Source organism: Sphingomonas sp. (assembly GCF_031380695.1).
Taxonomy (GTDB): Bacteria; Pseudomonadota; Alphaproteobacteria; order Sphingomonadales; family Sphingomonadaceae; genus Sphingomicrobium.
Genome location: NZ_JANMWY010000022.1, coordinates 1 through 19,525, shown reverse-complemented (window position 1 = coordinate 19,525; position 19,525 = coordinate 1). Strand labels below are relative to the sequence as shown.

20 protein-coding genes and 1 riboswitch are annotated in these 19,525 nt (G+C 65.8%); of the genes, 9 read left to right on the top strand and 11 right to left on the bottom strand.

Annotated features, from left to right (window positions below; genetic code table 11):
• Positions 1-29 precede the first annotated feature (29 nt).
• On the top strand, positions 30-680 hold the full coding sequence (locus RMN84_RS00820; protein ID WP_405051411.1) for a sigma-70 family RNA polymerase sigma factor: 651 nt from the start codon (positions 30-32) through the stop codon (positions 678-680).
• Positions 681-696: 16 nt separating this feature from the next.
• Here the strand turns inward: RMN84_RS00820 and RMN84_RS00815 are convergent, their stop codons facing one another.
• A complete protein-coding gene (locus RMN84_RS00815) occupies positions 697-882 on the bottom strand; it encodes a hypothetical protein (protein ID WP_309610311.1) in 186 nt (61 codons plus the stop codon).
• Between the two features lie 65 nt (positions 883-947).
• On the opposite strand from RMN84_RS00815, the gene glnE reads away from it, so the two are divergent.
• The 5 genes from glnE to zapE all read left to right on the top strand — a co-directional run bounded on the left by glnE (position 948) and on the right by zapE (position 6,462).
• On the top strand, positions 948-3,632 hold the full coding sequence (gene glnE / locus RMN84_RS00810) for a bifunctional [glutamate--ammonia ligase]-adenylyl-L-tyrosine phosphorylase/[glutamate--ammonia-ligase] adenylyltransferase (RefSeq protein WP_309610310.1): 2,685 nt from the start codon (positions 948-950) through the stop codon (positions 3,630-3,632).
• Positions 3,622-4,074, top strand: coding sequence for a peroxiredoxin (locus tag RMN84_RS00805; protein WP_309610309.1), 453 nt, complete (start codon positions 3,622-3,624; stop codon positions 4,072-4,074). Before glnE ends, RMN84_RS00805 begins: the two co-directional genes overlap by 11 nt.
• An 83-nt stretch (positions 4,075-4,157) precedes the next feature.
• Positions 4,158-4,937, top strand: coding sequence for a succinate dehydrogenase iron-sulfur subunit (locus RMN84_RS00800; protein ID WP_309610308.1), 780 nt, complete (start codon positions 4,158-4,160; stop codon positions 4,935-4,937).
• On the top strand, positions 4,934-5,365 hold the full coding sequence (locus RMN84_RS00795) for a PaaI family thioesterase (protein ID WP_309610307.1): 432 nt from the start codon (positions 4,934-4,936) through the stop codon (positions 5,363-5,365). Before RMN84_RS00800 ends, RMN84_RS00795 begins: the two co-directional genes overlap by 4 nt.
• On the top strand, positions 5,362-6,462 hold the full coding sequence (zapE, locus tag RMN84_RS00790; protein WP_309610306.1) for a cell division protein ZapE: 1,101 nt from the start codon (positions 5,362-5,364) through the stop codon (positions 6,460-6,462). Before RMN84_RS00795 ends, zapE begins: the two co-directional genes overlap by 4 nt.
• A gap of 3 nt (positions 6,463-6,465) precedes the next feature.
• Here zapE and RMN84_RS00785 read toward each other — a convergent pair whose 3' ends face one another.
• Positions 6,466-6,918: a MarR family transcriptional regulator gene (locus tag RMN84_RS00785; RefSeq protein WP_309610305.1), complete on the bottom strand. Its 453-nt coding sequence runs from the start codon at positions 6,916-6,918 to the stop codon at positions 6,466-6,468.
• A 60-nt stretch (positions 6,919-6,978) separates the two neighbouring features.
• Between RMN84_RS00785 and hppD the strand changes: the two genes are divergently transcribed.
• Entirely contained in the window at positions 6,979-8,043 is a 1,065-nt protein-coding gene (gene hppD, locus RMN84_RS00780) for a 4-hydroxyphenylpyruvate dioxygenase (protein ID WP_309610304.1), read from the top strand.
• Positions 8,040-9,317: a homogentisate 1,2-dioxygenase gene (gene hmgA, locus RMN84_RS00775; RefSeq protein WP_309610303.1), complete on the top strand. Its 1,278-nt coding sequence runs from the start codon at positions 8,040-8,042 to the stop codon at positions 9,315-9,317. The genes hppD and hmgA overlap by 4 nt, the downstream gene beginning before the upstream one ends.
• Before the next feature lie 64 nt (positions 9,318-9,381).
• Here hmgA and metB read toward each other — a convergent pair whose 3' ends face one another.
• The 3 genes from metB to RMN84_RS00760 form a co-directional block, all read right to left on the bottom strand.
• The gene (metB, locus tag RMN84_RS00770; protein WP_309610302.1) at positions 9,382-10,578 is read right to left on the bottom strand and encodes a cystathionine gamma-synthase; all 1,197 of its coding nucleotides are present in this window, start codon (positions 10,576-10,578) and stop codon (positions 9,382-9,384) included.
• Complete coding sequence (locus RMN84_RS00765; RefSeq protein ID WP_309610301.1) at positions 10,575-11,561, bottom strand: homoserine O-succinyltransferase; 987 nt, start codon at positions 11,559-11,561, stop codon at positions 10,575-10,577. Before RMN84_RS00765 ends, metB begins: the two co-directional genes overlap by 4 nt.
• Before the next feature lie 81 nt (positions 11,562-11,642).
• Positions 11,643-11,764: riboswitch (SAM riboswitch) on the bottom strand.
• Positions 11,765-11,824: 60 nt separating this feature from the next.
• Positions 11,825-12,052, bottom strand: coding sequence for a hypothetical protein (locus RMN84_RS00760; protein ID WP_309610300.1), 228 nt, complete (start codon positions 12,050-12,052; stop codon positions 11,825-11,827).
• A gap of 227 nt (positions 12,053-12,279) precedes the next feature.
• On the opposite strand from RMN84_RS00760, the gene RMN84_RS00755 reads away from it, so the two are divergent.
• Positions 12,280-12,969 carry a GntR family transcriptional regulator gene (locus RMN84_RS00755; protein ID WP_309610299.1) on the top strand — a complete coding sequence of 230 codons (690 nt, stop codon included), beginning with the start codon at positions 12,280-12,282 and terminating at the stop codon, positions 12,967-12,969.
• Positions 12,970-12,972: 3 nt separating this feature from the next.
• Here RMN84_RS00755 and leuD read toward each other — a convergent pair whose 3' ends face one another.
• The 6 genes from leuD to ilvG form a co-directional block, all read right to left on the bottom strand.
• Positions 12,973-13,527 (bottom strand): 3-isopropylmalate dehydratase small subunit, encoded by a 555-nt coding sequence (gene leuD, locus RMN84_RS00750; RefSeq protein ID WP_309610298.1) that lies wholly within the window; start codon positions 13,525-13,527, stop codon positions 12,973-12,975.
• Entirely contained in the window at positions 13,524-14,954 is a 1,431-nt protein-coding gene (leuC, locus tag RMN84_RS00745; protein ID WP_309610297.1) for a 3-isopropylmalate dehydratase large subunit, read from the bottom strand. The genes leuD and leuC overlap by 4 nt, the downstream gene beginning before the upstream one ends.
• A complete protein-coding gene (gene leuB, locus RMN84_RS00740; protein WP_309610296.1) occupies positions 14,951-16,042 on the bottom strand; it encodes a 3-isopropylmalate dehydrogenase in 1,092 nt (363 codons plus the stop codon). The genes leuC and leuB overlap by 4 nt, the downstream gene beginning before the upstream one ends.
• A gap of 8 nt (positions 16,043-16,050) precedes the next feature.
• Positions 16,051-17,646, bottom strand: coding sequence for a 2-isopropylmalate synthase (locus tag RMN84_RS00735; protein ID WP_309610295.1), 1,596 nt, complete (start codon positions 17,644-17,646; stop codon positions 16,051-16,053).
• Complete coding sequence (locus RMN84_RS00730) at positions 17,643-17,897, bottom strand: ACT domain-containing protein (RefSeq protein ID WP_309610294.1); 255 nt, start codon at positions 17,895-17,897, stop codon at positions 17,643-17,645. Before RMN84_RS00730 ends, RMN84_RS00735 begins: the two co-directional genes overlap by 4 nt.
• Positions 17,894-19,525, bottom strand: a 1,632-nt coding sequence (ilvG, locus tag RMN84_RS00725; protein WP_309610293.1) for an acetolactate synthase 2 catalytic subunit, incomplete at its 5' end; no start/stop codon positions are given. The genes RMN84_RS00730 and ilvG, both read right to left, overlap by 4 nt.

The following is a 19,525-nucleotide window of genomic DNA, read 5'->3' as shown; positions in this document are numbered from 1 at the left end:
CGGGCGGCGAGCCTGCAAGGGTGGGGCACTTGATCGACGACGAAAACGATGACGAGTTGGATGACGCGCCGCGCCCTGAGCCGGTGCCCTTACCGGACGACGAATTCAAGGACCAACTGGGTGCGGTGATCTCGCATCTGCGTGCCTTTGGCCGGTCGCTGTCAGGCAGCCGGGATCTTGCCGACGACCTCGTCCAGGAAACGCTGCTCAAGGCGTGGGCCGCACGCAAGCGGTTCCAGGCCGGGACTAATATGCGCGCCTGGACCTTCATCATCCTGCGCAACCTGTTCCTCAGCCAGATGCGCCGCGCCCGGTTTAAGGGCGAGTGGGACGATATCACCGCCGCCAAGATTCTCGCCGCGCCGGCGAGTCAGGACAAGCATATCGAACTTGGCGACATGCAGCGCGCGCTGATGTATTTGCCGCAGCCCCAGCGCGAGGCACTAATTCTGGTCGGTGCAGGCGGCTTCGCTTATGAGGAAGCGGCCGAAATCTGCGGCTGCGCCGTCGGTACAATCAAAAGCCGGGTGGCGCGTGGGCGCGTCGCACTGGAAGAACTGATGACCAATGGCAAGTTGCCGTCGCGGCGTCAGCATCGCACCGACCCGGACAAAACCGCGCTGCAGGCTATCATGGGTGAAGTCGACCATCTCAGCCGCGACCGCGAAATGGAGCGCTGAACGAGCGCGGTAGCGCTCAGTTGAGCCGCCGCAGCAACTCTTCGAAAGCGGAATCGCCCGCTGGCACGACGCCGGGTGCTTGAAAGGCGCGGCGAAGGGCGGCGGTGATACCGGCCTGGGACGATGGAAAATCTACCCTGATCAAGCAGCGATCCTTTGGGTTGTTCTCCGACTCCGGCTTGAAAGGGCGGATGACGGTCATCGGCAACTCAACGTGCGAGTAAGCTTCAGGTTTCCGTTTTCCGGCGTTTCGTCCATTAGCGTGGCTTGAACGACACAACACCCCAGGCGCATCGCGGCGCGATTGTCGATCGCGCAAGCCGCCATGCGCCCTTCCTGCGCGATGCGATCGCGGCGCTCCCGGACTTGGCAGAATCCTTTGTCACTGACGGTGCCCAGGCCACTATTGCGCAGGCCCTGGCGAGCGGATCGGGCGACGTCGGGGCGGCGCTTCGCCAACGCCGCCGGGCATTGGCAATGGCGGTAGCACTCGGCGATCTTGCCGGCGAATTGTCGCTCGAGGAGGTCACGACGGCGCTGAGCCGCTTCGCCGACGATGCGCTCGACCTCGCCGTTGCGACAGCGATCACGGAGCGCGTGCCCGACGCCGAGCCGCAGGGGTTGGCGGTACTGGCGCTGGGTAAGCTTGGCAGCGGCGAGCTTAATTATTCCTCCGACATCGACTTGATCCTGCTGTTCGACCCGTGCACCCTGCCGCGTCGCGAGCGGGACGAGCCGGGCGAGGCGGCGGTGCGGATCGGCAAGCGGATCGTCGAGCTGCTCCAGGCCCGGACCGGCGACGGCTATGTGCAGCGGGTCGACTTGCGCCTGCGCCCTTCGCCCGAAGTGACGCCGATCGTGCTGCCGGTCGACGCGGCCATCACCCATTATGAAAGCAGTGCCCTGCCGTGGGAACGGGCGGCATTCATCCGCGCCCGAGCCGCGGGCGGGGACAAGGCGCTCGGCCAGCGGTTTCTCGACGAAATCAAGCCGTTCGTGTGGCGAAGGGCGGTCGATTTCGGTGCGATCGACGAGATCCGCCAGGTCTCGCTGCGCATCCGCGACCATTATGCGCAGGGGCAGGCGTTCGGCCCCGGCTATGATCTGAAGCGCGGCCAAGGCGGCATCCGCGAGGTCGAGTTCTTTACCCAGGTGCCGCAGCTGATCCACGGCGGGCGCGAACCGGGGCTGCGAGCGCCGGCGACCCTCGACGCGCTGCGCGACTTGGCGGCGGCGGGGCATCTCGAGCGGGAGGTCGCGGCGGCTCTGGCCGAGGCGTACCGCGCGCTGCGCACCGCCGAGCATCGTGTGCAGATGATCGATGACCAGCAGACCCACCGCCTGCCGCTCGATCCGGCGGCGCTCGATGCGGTCGCACGGCTCGGCGGGCTCGACGACGGATCGACGCTGCTCGCCAGCCTCGCCCCGCATGTCGAAGCGGTCAGTCGCCAGTTCGACAAGCTGGTCGACCAGCCGAGTAAACGCCTGTCGATCGACCCCGCGCTGCTTCGCGATGAACTCGCCAAGCTCGGGTTCACGGATGTCGAGACGGTCGTCAGGCGGATCGGCGACTGGCGTTCGGGCCGGGCCAAGGCGCTGCGCTCGGCCCCAGCGCTGGCGGCGTTCGAGGCGATGTTGCCGACGCTGCTCGAGGCGATCGCGCGGGCGGGCGACCCGGCCCATGCGCTTAACCGCTTCGCCGACGTCGTCGAGCGGATGCCGAGCGGGGTCAATCTTTTTCGCCTGCTCGAGGCGAGACCGCTGCTTGCCGACTATCTTGCGCGGGTGCTGAGCCATGCCCCGGTGCTGGCCGAGCAGCTCGCAGTGCGGCCGGCTCTCCTCGATGGGCTGGTCGATGATTCGAGCTTCGATCAGCCGCCCGATGCGGCGATGATCTCCACCCTGCTGTCGTCGGCCATTGTCAATGAGCCGCTCGATCGCGCCCTCGAACTAGCGCGGCGGATGATCAACGAGCGCCGCTTCGCCTATGGCGTGCAGCTGGTCGCCGGAGTGCGCAAGCCGATGCTGATGGCGGCGGCCTACAGCGACCTTGCCGAGGGGGCGATCGACGCGCTGGCGGCGGCGACCGAACGCGACTTCGCCGAGTCTCATGGCCGTGTCGCGGGCGGCGAGATGGTCATTCTCGCGCTTGGTCGATTAGGCGGGCGGGCGCTGACGAATGCCTCCGACCTCGACCTGATCTTCCTGTTCGATGCGGCGGCGGGAAGCGCGTCCGACGGCGCGAAATCGCTGACCGCGACTGACTATTACAACCGGCTGGCGAGCCGGATCGTCGCTTCGCTCAGTGTCCCGACAGCGGCAGGTCCGCTGTACGAAGTCGATACGAGGCTGCGGCCCGAGGGAGCCAAGGGCATGCTGGCGGTCCATGTCGCCGCGTTCGATGCCTATCAGCGCGAGCAGGCGTGGACGTGGGAGCGGATGGCGCTGACCCGAGCCCGCCCGGTCTACGGGACGCGAGAAGGTCGGGCGCGGATTACTACGCTGATCGACACATTGTTGCGTCTGCCGACCGATCCGGCGGCGACTCGCGCCGACGCCAAGCGGATGCGGTGGGAGATGGCGCGGCACAAGCCCCCGACCGGGTCGCTCGACATTAAGCTGGGCGAAGGCGGGCTGGTCGATCTGGAGTTTGCGGTGCAGACGCTGCAGCTGACTAGCGGCGTCGGCCTCGACCCGAACATGGCGCTGGCGATTGCCGCGCTTGCCACGGGCGGGTTGATCGACCCAGTGTTGGCGCAGGATTTCGACCTCTTGACGCGGATGCTCGTGATCATGCGGCTGGTCGCGCCGGGGGGCGAGCCGGCGACGGCCAGCCAGCAGCTGGTGGCGACGGTGTGCGGCCTGCCCGACTGGCCCGCGCTGCTGGACGCGCAGGCCGCGGCGCGGCAAAGGATCGCGGCGACGTGGCAGGAGGTTCGGAATGATCGGTGAAGGTGATGCGGTTCCAGCGATGACGCTGCCCTTGAGCGACGGGAGCAATCTCAACCTCGCGGGGCCGGGCACGACCGTGCTCTATTTCTATCCCAAGGACGACACCTCGGGCTGCACGAAGGAAGCGCAGGACTTTACCGAACTGGCGCCTGACTTCGCCAAGGTCGGCGTCCGCGTCGTGGGCGTGTCGCGCGATGCGATGAAGAAGCACGACAAGTTCATCGCCAAATATGAGCTGAAGGTTGCGCTGGCTAGCGACGAGGACGGCGCGCTGAGCGAGGCGTTCGGCACCTGGGTCGAGAAATCGATGTACGGCCGCAAGTATATGGGCATGGAGCGCGCCACCTTACTGATCCAGGCCGGCAAGATCGTCAGGGCATGGCGTAAGGTCAAGGTGCCGGGTCATGCCGCCGAGGTCCTGGCTGCGGCAACCGATCGATAGAGTGACCGTCTCGTTCAGTAGAGTTTGAAACCCTGCGTGCCTCATGGTAGCGGCTCCGGCAACCCCTTGTGCAGGAGCCGTTAGTGGCCGAATTCACGCTTCCGAAGAACAGCGTCATCAAAAAGGGCAAGTCGCATGCCCCCGACCAGGGTGCGCGGTTGAAGTCGTTCAAGATTTACCGCTACGACCCCGACAGCGGTCGCAACCCGCGCTACGACAGCTACACCATCGACCTGGACAAATGCGGGCCGATGATCCTCGACGCGCTGATCAAGATCAAGAATGAGCAGGACCCGACGCTGACCTTCCGCCGCTCGTGCCGCGAGGGGATTTGCGGGTCGTGCTCGATGAACATGGCGGGCAAGAACGGGCTGGCCTGCACCACCGCGATCGAGGATCTGAAGGGCGAGGTGCGGATCACGCCGCTGCCGCACATGGACGTGGTCAAGGACCTGGTCCCCGACTTCACCCATTTCTACGCGCAATATGCCTCGATCCAGCCGTGGCTGAAGAGCGCCTCGCCGCCGCCGTCGGGCAAGGAGCGGCTGCAGTCGCCGGAGGATCGCTCGAAGGTCGATGGCCTGTATGAGTGCATCCTGTGCGCCTGCTGCTCGACCAGCTGTCCGAGCTATTGGTGGAACAGCGACCGGTTCCTCGGACCTGCAATCCTGCTTCAGGCCTATCGTTGGCTCGCCGACAGCCGCGACGAGATGACCGGCGAGCGACTCGATCAGCTCGAAGATCCGTTCCGCCTCTATCGCTGCCACACGATCATGAACTGCGCTACAGTCTGCCCCAAGGGGCTCAACCCGGCCAAGGCGATCGCCGAGACCAAGAAATTGATGGTGGAACGCGCGGCGTGAGCGATGGTGGTGGGGGCGGTGCGTGGCTCTCGTTCGATGCAATTCCGCCCGACAGCTTCGCCGCGTCGATCGGGCAGCTTTGCTATCGCGACGCTAGTGACGGCATCGTTCAGGTCCGGATGAATCCGACCGGGACGATGCTCAATCTCGGCGGGTCGATTCATGGCGGGGCGGTGATGACGTTCATCGACATGGCGATTTTCGCGGGGGCGAAGATCATCGGGCGGACACCGGGCCGCTATGTCACGCTCGATTGCGCGACCCATTTCATTGCCCGCACGATGGCCGGCACGCCGCTCGATGCCTTTGTCCGCATGGTCGGGCAGACGCGCGGCGGGCTCGTCTTCCTGTCGGGTCATTGCGAGCAGGACGGCAAAACCACTAGCAGCTTCACCGGAACGCTGAAGCGCCTTAAGCCGCGCGGATGAGCGGCCCGGTTTGCCGCGCCTATGCCGCGCTGGTCGCGGCTGGAGAACTCAAGCCCGATCCCGATCAGGGGCGTGCCGCCGAGGCGCTCGATGCGTTCGCCGCCGCCAAGCCGCCCGGCCTGGTGAGCCGCCTTTTGGGAAAGCCGCAGGACGGCCCGGTCGGCGTCTACCTGTGGGGCGGCGTCGGGCGCGGCAAGTCCATGCTGATGGACCTCGCTTTCGCCCACATCGCCATCGCGCCGAAACGGCGGACGCACTTCAATGCCTTCATGCTGGAAGTGCACGAACAGCTGCATGCGGCGCGGGCGAGCGAAGAGGGCGACCCGTTGCTGGCGGTGGCGAAGAACTATGGCCGCGAGGTCCGCTTTCTTGCGTTCGACGAGATGATGGTGACCAATCCGGCCGACGCAATGATCATGTCGCGCCTGTTCACCGCACTGATCGACGAAGGGGTGCGGCTTATGACGACATCGAATCGCCCGCCCGCCGATCTTTACAAGGACGGCCTCAATCGCGAGCTGTTCCTCCCCTTCATCGGCTTGCTCGAGGCGCGACTGACGGTCGTGTCGCTTAACGGCCCGACCGATTACCGGCTTGACCGTCTGCAGGGCGTTTCGACGTGGCACGTGCCCAATGGTGCGTCGGCGAGCGCGGCGCTGAGCGAGGCGTTTTTCAGGCTGACCGACTATCCGGTTGAGGACCGCGCCCATGTGCCGACCGAGGAGCTGGAGGTCGGCGTGGGGCGGATGCTGCGCGTGCCCAAATCATTGAAGGGGGTCGCAGTTTTCTCTTTCAAGCGGCTGTGCGGGGACGCGCGAGGGGCCGCCGATTATCTCGCTATCGCGCGTCGCTTCCACACCGTGATCATCGTCGGCATTCCGGTGATGGGCCGCGAGATGCGTAATGAGGCGGCACGGTTCGTGACGCTGATCGACCAGCTTTACGAACATAGGGTCAAGCTGCTCGCCGCCGCCGATGCCGAGCCAGCCGGGCTGTATCCGGCGGGCGATGGCAATTTTGAATTCCAGCGGACGGTCAGCCGCCTGGAGGAAATGCAGAGCGCGGACTACCTTGCCGAGGGGCATGGTTTGAGTTGAGGCTTAGGCCTTTGCTCCATTGAGGGCCGACGTCTCGACCCGGCGCAGCAACATGTCGAGCAGGACTCGCTCCTCGGCGCTGAAGGTGGCGAACAATTCGCCCTCGGTTGCGAGCGCGATCGGCGCGATTTCGCCATAAAGCGCGCGGCCTTCGGGCGTCAGGAAGAGGAGATGCGAGCGGCCGTCGGCGGGATTGTCGTCGGTCGACACCAGCCCGCGCTCGATCAGCGCGCTGGCGGCGCGGCTGACTGCGATCTTGTCCATGCGCGTTTTCTCGCCGAGGTTGGCGGGTGTGATACGGTCGCTTTCCGCCAGGATGGTGATCAGCCGCCATTCGGAAATACGCAGTCCAAAGCGCTTGCGATAGGCGTTGGAGATGCGCGTCGAGACGGCGTTGGAGGCAACCGACAGGCGGTACGGCAGGAAGCGGTCGAGGGTCAATCGACGCGGGTTCATACTTGACCTTCCGCCGGCGCTAAGTTAGTTTCAATTGTAACCAATGCATGGAGTCTGAATATGGTCGACAACCCTCTCGGACTTGACGGCTTTGCCTTCGTTGAATTCACTGGTCCCGACCCCGATGCCCTTGCCCGCCTGTTCCTTGCCATGGGTTTCACACATTTGTCTAACCACCGGTCGAAGAATGTGCGGCGTTATGCGCAGGGCGCAATCAATTTTCTGCTGAACATGGAGCCGGCCGGGCAGGTCGGCCGTTTCCGCGCCGAGCATGGGCCGAGTGCCAACGCCATGGCGTTTCGGGTTGCCGACAGCGGCCGGGCGCTGGCAATGGCGGTCGAACGGGGGGCACAGGCGGTGTCGGGCCACGCCGGGCCGGGCGAGCTCAACCTGCCGGGGATCGAGGGGATCGGTGGCTCGCATTTGTACCTCGTCGATGAGCGTGGCGGGGCGAGCATCTGGGATATCGACTTCGATCCGGTCAAGGGCGCGGTCGCCGATGATCATTCGGTCGGGCTGCATACGCTCGACCATCTGACGCACAATGTGAACCGCGGGCGAATGGACCATTGGGCGGGGTTTTACGAGCGCATCTTCGACTTTCGCGAGATTCGATATTTCGATATCGAGGGACAGTCGACCGGACTGTTCTCCAAGGCGATGACCGCGCCCGACGACAAGATTCGCATTCCGCTCAACGAAAGCCAGGACAAGCACAGCCAGATCGAGGAATTCCTGCGCGAATATAAGGGGGAAGGAATCCAGCATCTGGCGCTGGCGACCGACGATATCTTCGCGACGGTCGACGCGCTGAGGGCGAACGGCATCCGCTTCCAGGACACCAATGACAGCTATTTCGACCTGATCGACGAGCGCCTTCCGGGGCATGGGCATGATGTCGCGGAGATGCGGGCGCGGCGGATATTGATAGACGGGTCGCCCGAGACGGGGGAGGGGCTGCTCCTGCAGATATTCACCGAGAATATGGTCGGGCCGATCTTCTTCGAGATCATCCAGCGCAAGGGCAATGACGGCTTTGGCGAGGGCAATTTCAAAGCACTGTTCGAAAGCCTCGAACTCGATCAGATGCGACGTGGGGTGATTCCGGCTAAGCTTGGGGAATGATCGACATGATGACCGGTTTCGGCAACCATTTTGCGACCGAGGCGGTGGCGGGGGCACTGCCGGTCGGGCGCAATTCACCGCAGAAGCCGCCGTTCGGGCTGTATGCCGAGCAATTGTCGGGAACGGCGTTCACCGCGCCGCGCCATGAAAATCGACGGAGCTGGCTGTACCGGCTGCGGCCGAGCGCAAGTCATGCCGCCTATCGCTGCTACGAGGGAGGGGCCGAATTCGCGCCGGGGACGGTCGACGAGCCGCTGGCGCCCAATCGTCTGCGCTGGTCTCCCCGGGCGATGCCGGTGGCGCCCACTGACCTGATAGACGGCATGACGACGATAGTCGCCAATTGCGACCCGGGGACGATGAAGGGCGTCGCGGTGCATATTTATACCGCCACCGCCGACATGACGACGCGGGCCTTTGCCAGTGCCGATGGCGAGCTGCTGTTCGTGCCGCAGCGCGGGCGAATCGAGTTGCTGACCGAGCTGGGCCGGATGATGGTGGCGCCGGGCGAGATTGCGCTGGTGCCGCGCGGGGTGCGGTTCCGAGCGCTGCTGCCGGATGGCGCGGCCAGCGGCTATGTTGCCGAGAATCATGGGGCGCTGTTGCGGTTGCCGGAGCTTGGCCCGATCGGATCGAACGGGCTTGCCAACGCGCGCGATTTCGAGACGCCGACCGCCTGGTATGAGGATCGCGACGAACCGTTCGAGCTGATCCAGAAGAGCCTCGGCCGCCTATGGACAGTCGAACTCGATCACAGCCCGCTCGACGTCGTCGCGTGGCACGGCAATCTCGCGCCGTGGAAATATGACCTGGCCAGGTTCAACACTATCGGCACGGTCAGTTTCGACCATCCCGATCCGTCGATCTTCACCGTCCTGACCAGCCCGAGCGAGACGGCGGGGCGCGCCAATTGCGACTTCGTGATTTTTCCGCCGCGGTGGATGGTGGCGGAGGACACGTTCCGCCCGCCGTGGTTCCACCGCAATATCATGTCCGAAGCGATGGGGCTGATCCACGGGGCCTATGATGCGAAGGCCGAGGGGTTCGAGCCCGGCGGCCTGTCGCTCCACAACCGGATGAGCGCGCATGGGCCGGACCTGGACAGCTGGCGCGCGGCGAGCGGGGCGGAGCTGAAGCCCCACAAGATCGACGGGACGATGGCGTTCATGGTCGAAAGCTGCTGGCCGTTTCGGCCGACGACGACGGCGCTGGCGAGTGCGCAGCCCGATTATGACGGGGCGTGGGGGGATTTTCCGAAGGCGAAGGTACCCTAGCCTCTCCGTTCGTCCTGAGCTTAAATTCTCGGATATCCCCCGAACGGGGTTTTTGAGGCGCTAGCTAAGCCGCTTTGGCTGCCCTCGGTCGCGTGGCTGCCGCCGCTGCGCGTTCCAGCCCGGCGCGGAGATCTGCGACCAGGTCGGCTGGGTCCTCGATCCCGACCGACAGGCGGATCAGCGAGGAGGAAATGCCGGCCGCCGCCCGCGCTTCGTCGGTCATCGCCGCATGGGTCATCGTCGCCGGATGGGCGATCAGGCTTTCGACGCCGCCGAGCGACTCCGCCAGCGTGTAGCAGTGCAGCCCGTCGAACAGCGCGCGCACGCCATCTTCACCGCCGACCACTTCGAACGACAGCATCGCCCCGAAGCCATGCTGCTGCAGCTTCGCGATGTCGTGACCGGGGTGGGTCGGGATGCCGGGGTAATAGACTGCTTCGACCGCACCATGGCCGGTCAGCAGCTCGACGATCGCCGCCGTATTTTCCTGGTGGACCCGCAACCGGGCGTCGAGCGTGCGCAGGCCGCGCAGCGTCAGATAGCTGTCGAACGGTGCGCCGGTGATGCCGAGACAGTTGGCCCACCAACGCATCTCGTCATGCACCGGCTGGTCTTTCGCGATCACTGCGCCGCCGACGATGTCGCTGTGGCCATTAATATATTTAGTGGTCGAATGGATGACGACATCGGCGCCCTGCTCGATCGGCCGCTGCAGCGACGGCGACAGGAAGGTGTTGTCGACCGCGACCAGCGCGCCTGCCGCGTGGGCCGCCGACGTCACCGCTGCGAGGTCGGTGAGGCGCAGCAGCGGGTTCGACGGTGTCTCGAGCCACACCAGCTTCGGTTGCCTGGCCAGCGCCGGGGCGAGGCTGGCGAGGTCGGTGAAATCGCACGTCTCGAGCGTGAACAGCCCTTTCTTCGCCAGCGCGTGGAACAGCCGCCAGCTGCCGCCGTAGCAATCATGCGGGATGAGGAGCAATTCGCCCGGGGAGAGCAGCGCGTGCAACACGAGCGTGATCGCGCCCATGCCGGTCGCGGTGACCGTCCCCCCGGCGCCGCCTTCGAGCGCGGCGAGCGCGTCGCCGAGCAGGTCGCGGGTCGGGTTGCCGCTGCGGCTATAGTCATATTCGCGCTTGCCACCGAAGCCGTCGAAGGTGAAGTTGGTCGACAGGATTATAGGTGGCACGACCGCGCCATGCTGCGTCTCGCTGTCGATCCCGGCGCGGACGGCGCGGGTGGTCGGGCGGAATTTGTCGGTCATCGGGCAGGCTCCAGCGTGGCTATGAAATCGGTCAGGATGGCGGCCATTTGCGCTTCCTCCTTGAGAAAGCCGTCATGGCCGTAGAGGCTCGGCATCAGCACGAAGCGCGCCCCGCCGACCGCATCCGCCAGCGCGTGAATATCCTCGATCGGCACAAGCCAGTCGCTCTCGACCGCGACAAAGGTAGCGGGCAGGCGGACGGTGGCGGGGTCGACCCGGTGCAGGTCGATCGATTCCGACAGGCGGCGGTAAGCGGCGGCGGTCGTGCGGCCGGCGTAGCGCAGCCCCTGGGCATCGAGATAATCCTCAGCCGAGACGCGGACGAGGTCGCCGTCGACCGTCGGCGCGGCGTCGAAACGGACGCGATACTCGTCGGCGGTGCGATAAGTGAGCATGGCGAGCGCGCGGGCCAGCGCGACTCCCGCCGCCGGGTTGCCGCCCTGCTCGCCGATCGCGACCGCCTTGCGCTGCAGCGATCGGCAGGCGCTGGAGAAGGGATGGGCGCTCGCTCCGGCGCTGACCGAGAGCAGCGCGCCGAGTCGTTCGGGATATAGTGCCGCGAAGTGGAGCCCGACCATTGCGCCATAGGAGGCGCCGGCGAACCCGGCGACGCGGGCGATGCCGAGCCGGTCGAGCAGAGTCGCGATTGCCACCGCCTGGTCGGCCGGGTCGATCGGACAGTCGAACGCTCCGTCGGCCCCGATCCAGTCGATCGCGAGGACGCGGGCGGCGGCGAGCGCGGCTTTCTGCGGCTCCCACCAGCCGGCTTCGGCGAACTCGGCGGATGAGATAACGTGCTGCCCGGCCGAAATCCCGCCGCCGACAATGAGGATGGGAGCGAGGACGGGACCGGTGATTTCGTAGCGCAGCGTGACTTGACGCGAACCGCTGTGGCGCATCGCGAGAGTGAACGTCTCCTCGCCGCGCGACGCAGGCGCCTCGCCTGTCCGTTCCAGCACATCCCGCTTGATCGCAACCGTCATTAAATCCTCGCCACGCTCTTCCAGCGAGCAGTCTTGCGGATGCGATGACGGACAGCAGGGCTTCGCCGGTGGGCGGAACCACAACCATCTGCCGGCCGACCTTGTGGGTCCCCGCAGGACTTGGCACCTTTGGCGCAAGCTGTCGCTCGCTCCTGGTTGCCCCGGCTTCTTCGGGCCTGTCCCTCAGCCGGTCTCGATGGAGCGGCGAAACTGGACACAATCGCAGCGATTGTCAATCCGTCAGGCTCAGCAGCGCGGCGCGATCACCATTCCTCGAGCCCGACCAGCCCGGCCGCGGCAGCGCGCTTGTCGGGGGTGACCATGAAGCGGAATTCGGTGAGATATTTGGCGCGCACTTGCGGATCGGTCGAGGCGTAAGGTTCAACGGAGGCGAGATAAGAAGCATCGCGCCCGCCAATCCCCAGTTCGCCGAGCTGCGCGATCAGCGCGAACACGGCGTCGCTGTCGCGGTCCGGAACGAAGATTTCCACGATCAAAGCTACTCCGGACAGTCAACACTACGGGATCCCATATGTGATTTTCGTGATTGCGCAAAATACTAATCGCCAGACGTCTTCGGTCAAACCGAGGCGCGCAAACGAATGTCCCGATGCGGCATTTCATCCGTCGCAAGGCGGTGGACGGATCCCGCCCGGGGCGGCTATGGTGTCCCAATGCAACTAAATCTGGTGAAGACGATGGTCGAGGGACGGGTCCGATGAGCGACGGTTCGGTAGCGCAGCGGATCCGCGACCTGATCCTCGACGGGACGCTGCCGCCTGGGACCCGCGTCGCCGAGGCGGCGATTGCCGAGCGACTCGGCGTGTCGCGTACACCGGTCCGCAATGTCATCCCGGCGCTGGCGACCGAGGGCCTGCTCGAACCGGTCGGACGGCGCGGCTACGCGGTGCGCAGCTTCAGCATCGACGACAGCTTCCGCGCGACCGAGCTGCGCTGCGTGCTCGAAGGTTATGCAGCCCACCGCATTGCTGACCGCGGCGCCACCAAGCAGGTCGTCGCCGACCTGCGCGACTGCCTGGTCGAAAGCGATGCCTTGTTTGCCAAGGGTCATTTCGCGGACGGGGACCAGGAAGCCTATGCCCGGATCAACCGCCGCTTCCACGACATCATCGTCCAAGGTGCGGGGGACCCGCTACTCGCCGATCTCATCCACCGCGTCTATGCGGTGCCGTTCGTGGCGCCTGACGTGGTCGCCTTCTCGCCGATCGCGCGCGAGGATATCTTTCCGATCCTTAATAGCGGGCAGCGCCAGCACCACGCGATCGTCGATGCGATCGAGGCGGGGCAGGCGGATATTGCCGAAGCGCTGATGCGTGGCCATTCGGGACCGGCGAGGCAGAGTCTGGGTGTGGATCAGCAACCGGCGGACCTGGCTAGCGCTGCGTGACAATCAGCCGGCGCGCGCCTCGAACGCGCTGATCGCGGCGTTGCTCCCGAGAGTCAGCGCAATCTCGTCGAGCCCCTCGATCAGGCATTTGCGCCGGAACGCGTCCATTGCGAAGCCGAAGTGCAAATTGCCGGCAGTGACAGTCATCGCTTCGAGATCGACCTTCACCGGCTCACCCGCCTCGGCCCGCAGCAACAATTGCTCGACCGCAGCAGCGTCGATCACGACCGTGGCAAGGCCGTTCTTATAGGCATTGCCTGAAAAGATGTCCGAAAAGCTCGGCGCGATGACGGCGCGGATGCCGAGATCGGCGAGCGCCCAGGCTGCATGCTCGCGGCTCGACCCGCAGCCGAAATTGGCCCCGACGATCAGAATCGGCGCGCCGGCGTTGGCATCGATCACATTGGCTGGGTCGGCGCGCATGACCTCGAACGCGTAGCGACCGAGCCCACTGCGAGTGATCGCCTTGAGATGCTCCGCCGGGATGATCAGGTCGGTGTCGATATTGTCGCGGTCGAGCGGGATCGCCTTGCCCGCGACCTGGCGTAGCGGAGTCACCGGATCAGCTCGCGCACGTCGGCGAGCCGCCCGGTCACCGCCGCCGCCGCTGCCATTGCCGGCGAGACGAGGTGGGTCCGCGCGCCCGGTCCCTGACGCCCGACGAAATTGCGATTGGACGTTGACGCGCAGCGGGCCTTGGGCGGTACCTTGTCTGGGTTCATGCCGAGGCACATCGAGCAGCCCGGCTCGCGCCATTCGAAGCCGGCGTCGGTAAAGACGCGGTCTAGCCCCTCGGCCTCGGCCTGAAGCTTGACCAGACCGGAGCCCGGCACGACCAGCGCCTGGATGATCCCGGCATCGATATGGCGGCCGCGCACGACGTCGGCGGCGGCGCGCAGATCCTCGATCCGGCTGTTCGTGCAGCTGCCGATGAAGATGTGGTCGACTGCGACATCGGTCATCGCAGTGCCGGCGGTCAGGCCCATGTAATCGAGCGCGCGGCGGGCGGCATCGCGGCGTGATTCATCCTCGATGGCTTCGGGATCGGGCACGCGCCCGGTAATCGCGACGACATCGTCCGGGCTGGTGCCCCACGTGACGTTCGGGGCGATGGTCGCGGCATCGATGAAAATACTCTTGTCGAACGTCGCGCCGTCGTCGGTGCGCAGATCTCTCCACTCGGCGACCTTGCGTTCCCACTCCGCCCCGGTTGGCGCCATCGGTCGGCCCTTGAGATAGGCGAAGGTCTTCTCGTCGGGCGCGAACAGGCCCGAACGCGCACCCGCTTCGATCGACATGTTGGCGACGGTGAGCCGTTGCTCGATGCTCATCGCCGCGAACGTGTCGCCGCGATATTCGATGACATAGCCGGCCCCGCCCGATGCGCCGAGTTGGCCGACGACGGCGAGGATGACGTCCTTGGCCGCAACGCCAAAGCCCAGCTCACCCTCGACCCGCACTTCGAGCGTCTTCGATGGCTGCAGCTGCAGGGTCTGCGTCGCCAGCACATGCTCGACCTCGCTGGTCCCAATGCCGAACGCGAGCGCGCCGAGGGCGCCATGCGCCGCGGTGTGGCTGTCGCCGCAGACTAGCGTCGTGCCGGGAAGGGTGAAGCCCTGTTCGGGCCCGACGACGTGGACGATACCCTGCGCGGCGGCGAGATCGTCGATATAAGGCACGCCAAACTCGGCGACATTGGCGGTCAGCGCGGCGAGCTGTGCCGCGCTGGCGGGATCGGCGATCGGCACGCGATTGCCCGCCGCGTCGACGCGCGCGGTGGTTGGCAGATTATGGTCGGGAACGGCGAGCGTCAGGTCGGGACGGCGCACTTTGCGTCCGGCCAGGCGGAGACCTTCGAACGCTTGCGGGCTGGTCACTTCATGAACCAGATGGCGGTCGATGTAGATCAGGCAAGTGCCGTCGTCGCGCCGCTCGACGACGTGGGCGTCCCAGATCTTCTGATAGAGGGTGCGGGGGGCGGTCATGCGGAAATTTGTACCTTCTCGCGCCGATAGGTCGCGCTGATCTGCTCGTCGATGATCGCGCAGACCCGCGCGCCGAACGCCGCGCAACCGGTCGTGCCGCCGAGGTCGCCGGTGCGGCATCCCTCGACCAGCGCCGCCTCGATCGCCCGGTCGAGCAGCGTCGCAGCCGCGCCATGGCCGAGATGATCGAGCAGCAGCGCCGCGCTGGCCATCGTGCCCGCAGGGTTGGCGATGTCGCGCCCGGCGATATCGGGCGCGGAGCCATGGATCGGCTCGAACAGCGCCGGGCCCCCTGATCCGGTACTGGCCGAGGCCATCAGCCCGATCGACCCGGCGATGACCGACATTTCGTCGGACAATATGTCGCCGAACATATTTTCCGTCAGGATGACGTCGAACCGGGTCGGGTGGGTGACCAGCGCCATCGCTGCCGCATCGACATAGAGATGGTCGAGCGCGACATCGGGGTAGCCGCGCGCGACGTCTTCGACCGTCCGCCGCCACAGCTTCGAGGTAGCGAGGACGTTCGCCTTGTCGACCGAGGTCAGCTTGCCACGACGTTTCTGCGCGGCGCGGAAGGCGACATGCGCGATGCGTTCAACTTCCGCCCGACTGTAGCTGCACAGGTCGGAAGCGGCATCGTCGCCGAGCGTCTTTTCGCCGAAGTAGATACCGCCGGTCAGCTCGCGCACGACCAGCACGTCGGCGCCGGTGGCGATCTCGGGCCTGAGCGGCGAGAAGATCTCCAGCCCGGGGATGATCCGAGCCGGACGGAGGTTGGCGAACAGGCCGAGTTCGGTGCGCAGCTTGAGCAAGCCCTGCTCGGGCCGCTCCTTTGCGCCGTCCCACTCGGGCCCGCCGACCGCGCCGAGCAGGATCGCATCCGCAGCACGGCACGCCGCCAGCGTCGCCGGGGGCAAAGGCTCGCCATCGCCATCGATCGCTGCTCCGCCAAAGCGCTGCTCGTCGAACACGAGGTCAAGCCCGAAGCGGTCCGACAGCAACGCCAGCACCGCGACCGCTTCGGCGGTAACTTCGGGGCCGATGCCGTCGCCCGGAAGGATGACGACCGTGCAACGATCGCTCACGCTCACGCTCATGCTGCCTGTGACGCCACCGCCTGGATCGATCGCACCCGGCGTACCGCCTCGGCATTGCCGGCGGCGTCAATATAGGCCGACACGCAGCACGGCAGGATGTCGCGACCGCGGGCCCGACCGGAGAAAATCTCGCCCCCGACATCGACCGCGATCTCGACCAGCACGTTGGCGCCCTGGCCGTCTTCGGCGGGCTCCTCCTTGTCGGCCGCGATATACTGCATCTCGATATGGTCGACTCGGGCGGGCAGCCCCATGATCTGGCTGACCGCCATGAACGCCGCGTCGAGAGCACCGGGGGCAGAGGCGAGGTCGGTTACCCGCCCGCGCTCACCATGTTCCAGCTCAACCCGCGCCACCGGCCAGGCATTGGCGGAAACCGGCGAGCGGATGTCGATCTTGTTGAGCTTCCACAGCCGTTCGCGCTTGCCACCCTCGACGTCGCTCAGCAGCGCCAGCAGGCGCGCGCTGTCGACCGTACCGATTTCGTCGGCGACGACCTTGAACGCTTCGAACACGCGGTCGAGCTTGGCTTCTTCCAGGACGAAGCCAAGCGCCTTGGCGCGGGCGGCCAGCGCGTGGCGGCCGGAGTGTTTGCCGAGGATGATGCCTTCGGCGCTAAGGCCAATGTCTTCGGGTTTCATGATCTCGTACGTCTCGCGATTCTGGAGCATGCCGTGCTGGTGAATGCCGGCTTCGTGGGCGAAGGCGTTGCTTCCTACGATCGCCTTGTTCCGCGGTGGCGGGCTGTTCGTCACCTGCGCCAATACCCGGCTCGCGGTCATGATCTTGGTCGTGTCGATGTTGGTTGTCACGCCGAACGCGTCGGCGCGCGTCTTGAGCGCCATGACGGCGTCCTCGAGCGCGCAATTGCCGGCGCGCTCGCCGATACCGTTGACGGCACATTCGATTTGCCGCGCCCCGCCGCGCACTGCCGCCAGCGAATTGGCGACCGCCATGCCGAGGTCGTCGTGGCAGTGGGTCGAAAAGATCGTGCCCTCGGGCCGGTCGACATGGATGCCAAGGAACTTGAACAACTCGTAGATTTCGTCGGGCGTCGTATAACCAACCGTATCGGGCATGTTGAGCGTGCTGGCGCCTTCGCTGGCGGCGACGGACAGCGCCTCGACCAGGAAATCGCGTTCGGTACGGATCGCATCTTCGGCCGAAAATTCGACGTCGTCGGAGAGCGAGCGGGCGTGGGCGACGCCGCTGCGGATGGCCTCAAGAACCTGCTCGCGGCTCATGTGCAGCTTCGATACACGGTGAATCGGGCTAGTTGCGAGGAACACGTGGATGCGTTTGCGCGGCGCATTCTTCAGCGCGGCGGCCGCAGCATCAACGTCCTTGATATTCGCCCTTGCGAGCGAGCAGATCGTCGGGCCGTGAACCTTTTCGGCGATCAGCGCGATAGCGCGCGAATCCCCCGGCGACGCCGCAGCGAACCCCGCCTCGATCACGTCGACGCGCAGATCGGCGAGCGCCTTCGCCATGCGCAGCTTGGCCGCCTCGGTCATCGAGAAGCCCGGCGCCTGCTCGCCGTCGCGCAGGGTGGTGTCGAAGATTCGGACGCGGTCGATTTTGAGATCGGTCATGCGATGGCACTCACGGGAGGGGAGAAGAACGACACTTGGCTGACCCCGTCGAGACGGCGCAGTTGGCGGTTGAGCAGGTCGAGTCGGCGGCTGACATCGCGCGGCGCAACTTCCAGCGTCAGCGAGGCCGACGGCGAACGGCCGGTCATGCTGATTCCACGCAGCTCGAACCCGCGCCGCTCGACCAGGCCGACGATGCGCGGGACAGCACCTTCCTCGGGGCGGAAATCGATGATCAGGCGTCCGGTCATTGGTCGGGTTCCATCATTTGCATGTTCGACGAGTTGGGCGGGACCAGCGGCCAGACATTGGCGCGGGGATCGATCCTGACGTGCAGCAGCACCGGACCCTTGGTGGCGAGGAGGCGGGTGATCGCCGCCGAGACTTCGGAGCGATGGTCGATCGTGAAAGCCTCGATCCCGAACGAGCGCGCAACCTCGGCGAAGTCGGGGTTGTCGCTCAGGTCGATCTCTGAGAAATTTTCGTCGAAGAATAGTTCCTGCCACTGGCGGACCATGCCGAGCTGGCTATTGTCGATCAGCACGATCTTCAGCGGCAGGCGATAACGCCTGAGCGTCGCCAGCTCATGGATGTTCATCATGATCGATCCGTCGCCACTGACGGTGATGACGGTCGACTCAGGCTCGGCGAGCAGCGCGCCGATGCCAGCGGGGACGCCAAAGCCCATCGTGCCGAGCCCGGCGCTGGTCAAATGCGCCTGCGGCCGGGTGAAGCGGCAATGCTGCGCGACCCACATCTGGTGCTGGCCGACGTCGCAGGTGAACACCGCGCTGTCGCCGGCCTGCTCGGCCAGCTGGTTGAGCAGCGCCGGGGCGTAGATCGACGATCCGGGCGCATTGTAATCCATCGCCCACTCGACCTTCTGCGCGGCGTTCTTTGCGACCCAGGCGGAGATGTCGGTCGGCACCGCCGTCAAGCGATCGAGCGTCTCGGCCATGCGCCCGTGGAGGCCGACTTCGGCCCGGCGCAGCTTGCCGATCTCGGCATCGTCGGCGTCGAGATGGATCACGCGGGCCTTGGGCGCGAACGTATCGAGCTTGCCGGTCGCGCGATCGTCGAACCGCGCACCGACACAGATCAGCAGGTCGCACTCGTCGATCGCGACATTTGCGCCGCGCGTGCCGTGCATGCCGAGCATGCCGAGGAAGTTCGGCTCGTCGGTACGGATCGCACCGAGGCCCTTGAGCGTGCCGACTGACGGGATCCCGCTGCGCTTGGCAAAGGCGCGCAACGCCTGTTCGGCGCGCGCGATCATGATGCCGCCGCCGAAATAGAGGATCGGCTGCTTGGCCTCGACGATCAGCGCGTTGGCGGCGTCGATCGCGGCCTCGTCGATCGGAGGATGGTCCTCAACCGGCTGGGTGAAAGGATAGGGTACGACCTGGTTGATCGTGATGTCCTTGGGTAGGTCGATCAGCACCGGCCCGGGCCGCCCCGAACGCGCGATGTGGAACGCCTCGGCGAAGATGCGCGGAATCTCGGCGGCGTCGCGCACGACATAGCTGTGCTTCACGATCGGCAGGGTGATGCCGAAAATATCGACTTCCTGGAAGGCGTCAGTGCCGATCAGGTGGGTCGCGACCTGGCCGGTGATGGCGACCATCGGCACGCTATCCAGATAGGCGTTGGCGATGCCGGTGACGAGATTGGTCGCTCCCGGTCCAGAAGTCGCGATGCACACGCCGGGCTCGCCGGTCATTCGCCCCCAGGCATCGGCGGACAGCGCCGCTGCCTGCTCGTGACGAACCAATATGTGGCGCAGCTTCGATCCGGGCAGGGCATCGTAGAGCGGCATGATCGCACCGCCGGGATAGCCGAACACGGTCGTCACGCCTTCGCGCTCGAGCGCCTCCACCAC

Excerpts from the sequence above, each read along its gene's own strand:
- RMN84_RS00765 (WP_309610301.1), bottom strand. The coding sequence starts at position 11,561 with ATGACGGTTGCGATCAAGCGGGATGTGCTGGAACGGACAGGCGAGGCG.
- zapE (WP_309610306.1), top strand. The coding sequence starts at position 5,362 with ATGAGCGGCCCGGTTTGCCGCGCCTATGCCGCGCTGGTCGCGGCTGGA.
- leuC (WP_309610297.1), bottom strand. The coding sequence starts at position 14,954 with ATGACCGCCCCCCGCACCCTCTATCAGAAGATCTGGGACGCCCACGTC.
- hppD (WP_309610304.1), top strand. The coding sequence starts at position 6,979 with ATGGTCGACAACCCTCTCGGACTTGACGGCTTTGCCTTCGTTGAATTC.
- RMN84_RS00755 (WP_309610299.1), top strand. The coding sequence starts at position 12,280 with ATGAGCGACGGTTCGGTAGCGCAGCGGATCCGCGACCTGATCCTCGAC.
- RMN84_RS00730 (WP_309610294.1), bottom strand. The coding sequence starts at position 17,897 with ATGACCGGACGCCTGATCATCGATTTCCGCCCCGAGGAAGGTGCTGTC.
- RMN84_RS00735 (WP_309610295.1), bottom strand. The coding sequence starts at position 17,646 with ATGACCGATCTCAAAATCGACCGCGTCCGAATCTTCGACACCACCCTG.
- RMN84_RS00805 (WP_309610309.1), top strand. The coding sequence starts at position 3,622 with ATGATCGGTGAAGGTGATGCGGTTCCAGCGATGACGCTGCCCTTGAGC.
- RMN84_RS00815 (WP_309610311.1), bottom strand. The coding sequence starts at position 882 with ATGACCGTCATCCGCCCTTTCAAGCCGGAGTCGGAGAACAACCCAAAG.
- hmgA (WP_309610303.1), top strand. The coding sequence starts at position 8,040 with ATGATCGACATGATGACCGGTTTCGGCAACCATTTTGCGACCGAGGCG.
- RMN84_RS00785 (WP_309610305.1), bottom strand. The coding sequence starts at position 6,918 with ATGAACCCGCGTCGATTGACCCTCGACCGCTTCCTGCCGTACCGCCTG.
- metB (WP_309610302.1), bottom strand. The coding sequence starts at position 10,578 with ATGACCGACAAATTCCGCCCGACCACCCGCGCCGTCCGCGCCGGGATC.